General features: G+C 70.6%; 4 protein-coding genes. 1 reads left to right on the forward strand and 3 read right to left on the reverse strand.

The window, feature by feature from the left end; all coding sequences use genetic code 11:
* On the reverse strand, positions 1-367 hold a 367-nt coding region (locus HMPREF3105_RS02175), incomplete at its 3' end, for a heavy metal-responsive transcriptional regulator (RefSeq protein ID WP_070708673.1).
* Positions 368-438: 71 nt separating this feature from the next.
* On the opposite strand from HMPREF3105_RS02175, the gene merA reads away from it, so the two are divergent.
* Positions 439-1,887 (forward strand): mercury(II) reductase, encoded by a 1,449-nt coding sequence (merA, locus tag HMPREF3105_RS02180; RefSeq protein ID WP_371441091.1) that lies wholly within the window; start codon positions 439-441, stop codon positions 1,885-1,887.
* Positions 1,888-2,158: 271 nt separating this feature from the next.
* On the opposite strand, the gene HMPREF3105_RS13165 is transcribed toward merA, so the two are convergent.
* Both HMPREF3105_RS13165 and HMPREF3105_RS02185 read right to left on the reverse strand, forming a co-directional pair.
* Positions 2,159-2,299: a hypothetical protein gene (locus tag HMPREF3105_RS13165; RefSeq protein WP_165381393.1), complete on the reverse strand. Its 141-nt coding sequence runs from the start codon at positions 2,297-2,299 to the stop codon at positions 2,159-2,161.
* Between the two features lie 64 nt (positions 2,300-2,363).
* The coding region (locus tag HMPREF3105_RS02185; protein ID WP_141762407.1) for a cation diffusion facilitator family transporter at positions 2,364-2,782 on the reverse strand (419 nt) is incomplete at its 5' end.

The following is a 2,782-nucleotide window of genomic DNA, read 5'->3' on the forward strand; positions in this document are numbered from 1 at the left end:
CGGGGGAGCACATGGCCGGGTCGCCGGCGGCGGCGTCCTCGCGCAGGTCGGCGATCGTGGTGCGTAGCTGCGCGAGCTCGGCGAGTTGCCGGTCGATCACATCAAGGCGGGTGTCGAGCAGGTCGGTGACGTGCCGGCAGGGGGCCTGCCCCCGGTCGCGGATGTCCAGCACCTGACCGATCTGGGCCAGGGTCAGCCCGGCCGCTTGCCCCCGGCGGATGAAGTCCAGCCGGTCGAGCACCTCGGCGCCGTAGTCCCGGTAGCCCGCCGGGGTGCGGTCCGCGGCGGGTAGCAGCCCGACCTCCTCGTAGTACCGCAGGGTCTTGCTCGTCGTGCCCGACGCCCGAGCCACCTCACCGATCCGCATGCCACTCATTCTCCCCCTTGACCTTCCAGTGCACTGGAAGGTCGATCCTGAGGGCGATGAAGGAGGAGTTCATGACGGCAACGGCTAACAGCAGGTCGTATGACCTGGCAATGATCGGGTCCGGTGGGGCGGCGTTCGCGGCCGCGATCCGCGCCACCAACCTCGGCAGACGGGTGGTGATGATCGAGCGTGGCACCGTCGGCGGTACCTGCGTGAACACCGGGTGCGTGCCCTCCAAGGCCTTGCTCGCGACCGCCGAGGCCCGCCACGTCACACTCGACGCCTCCCGGTTCCCCGGCCTGCCGCTCCCCGAAGTCCGGCCGGTCGACATGCCCGCCTTGATCGCCGGCAAGGATCGGCTCGTCGGGTCACTGCGTGGCGAGAAGTACCTGGACCTGGCCACCGAGTACGGATGGGATCTCCACCCCGGGGACGCCACGTTCGTCGGCACACCCAGCGAGCCGGCACTGCGCGTCACCGGCCCTGACGGCACGGTGGAGACGGTCCGGGCCGCGCACTACCTCATCGCCACCGGCTCCAGGCCCTGGGCGCCGCCGGTCCCCGGCCTGCAGGAGGCCGGTTACCTGACCTCGACCACCGCGATGGAACTGGACCACGTCCCGGAGTCGCTGCTGGTCATCGGCGGCGGCTACGTCGCGATGGAGCAGGCCCAGCTCTTCGCTCGGCTCGGCGTCCGGGTCACCATGCTGGTCCGCTCACGGCTGGCGTCCCAGGAAGAACCCGAGGCGTCCACCGCCCTGGATGAGATCTTCACGGACGAAGGCATCCAGATCATCCGCGGCGCGGTGCCCAGCGCGGTCCGCCGCGACCCGGCCACCGGCGAGGTCACGGTCACTGCCACCACCACTGACGGCTCACAGGAACTCCGGGCGGCCGAGGTACTCGTCGCCACCGGGCGCCGCCCGGTCACCGCCACGCTCGGTCTCGACACCGTCGACGTGCGCACCGGCGACCACGGCGAGGTGGTCGTCGACAGCCATCTGCGCAGCACCAACCCGCGCGTCTGGGCTGCCGGTGACGTCACCGCCCACCGTCAGTTCGTGTACGTCGCCGCGGCCCACGGCGCCCTCGTCGCCGACAACGCCCTCACCGGCGCCGGCCTCGAGGTCGACTACCGCCACCTGCTCCGGGTCGTGTTCACCAGCCCCGCCCTGGCCGCCGTCGGGATGACCGAACGGCAGGCCTCCGCTGCCGGGATCCGCTACGACAGCCGTGTCCTGTCACTCGCGCACGTCCCACGCGCGATCGTCAACCGCGACACCTGCGGGTTCATCAAGATGGTCACCGACGCCGACACCGGCCGCATCATCGGCATTACCGCCCTGGCCCAGGACGCCGGCGACCTCGCCGCCGCCGGGGTCTACATGCTCGAGGCCGGCATGACCACCAGCCAGGTCGCCAACCTCTGGAGCCCCTACCTGACCATGGCCGAAGGCCTCAAGCTCACCGCGCAGGCCTTCACCACCGACATCGCCAAGCTCTCCTGCTGCGCGGCGTGAACCTGCCCCGCACACAGGGACACCGATAGGGGACCGCCTCGCCCCGGGGCGCGAGACAAGAAAATGGGCGCCGATCAGCCCTACTTACTGGCACCCCTGCGTATCGGACCTGCAACCACCGGGGAGTTCAGTCGATGCAAGAACTCCCGTCCCAGGCCTATATCTGGACGTCTTCACGACCTCTACGTGCTCGACCCGACGAGGACAGCACTGGACGACGCGATGACCGCCTTGCGGCGCCGCCATGAGGCCGCGGTCCGTTTGGGCCGCGTCACCGCACCACCATGACCACGATCGTCACCACGTAAGCCGCGGCGACCAGACCGATCCCCAGCAGGGTGAGCACCACCCCGCGCCGGGCCGGCCGCTGGCCCTCGTCCGGCCCGGGGCCCTTGCCGTGCTTCGCGGCCATCGCGCGCTCCTAAGACGTTGCTCAAGCATGTGCGGCTCTCGCGAGCGGGCTTCCGTGCCGAGTGCTACCAGCTCAGGTCGTGACAGCCGTCGCTGCCGGCGCCCTCCACCTGCAAGGTGGCATGGGCGATACCGTAACGGTCGTGCAGCACCCGGCGCGCGCCGGCAAGCACGGCGCCGTGGTCCGCGCCCTGGTCAGCGACCAGGTGGGCCGTGGCCACGTTCATCCCCGACGTCAGGGTCCACAGGTGCAGGTCGTGGACCTCCTCCACCCCCTCGACCGCGTCCAGGTCACCGGCGACGTCCTCCGGGTCCACCCCTTCCGGGGCGTGCTGGCCCAGCACCGCGATCACCTGCCTGCCCAGAACCACCGCCCGGATGATGACGAAGACCGCGATGAGCGCCGCGACCACGACGTCCCAGATCGGCTGGCCGGTGAGAATGATCAGCACGCCGGCGACCATGACACCCACCGACCCGGCGG

It is taken from the genome of Micrococcus sp. HMSC31B01 (assembly GCF_001816085.1).
Lineage (GTDB): Bacteria > Actinomycetota > Actinomycetes > Actinomycetales > Micrococcaceae > Micrococcus > Micrococcus luteus.

What these genes read in the sequence shown, in the direction of transcription:
- merA (WP_371441091.1), top strand. Translation starts at nt 439, where the DNA reads ATGACGGCAACGGCTAACAGCAGGTCGTATGACCTGGCAATGATCGGG.
- HMPREF3105_RS13165 (WP_165381393.1), bottom strand. Translation starts at nt 2,299, where the DNA reads ATGGCCGCGAAGCACGGCAAGGGCCCCGGGCCGGACGAGGGCCAGCGG.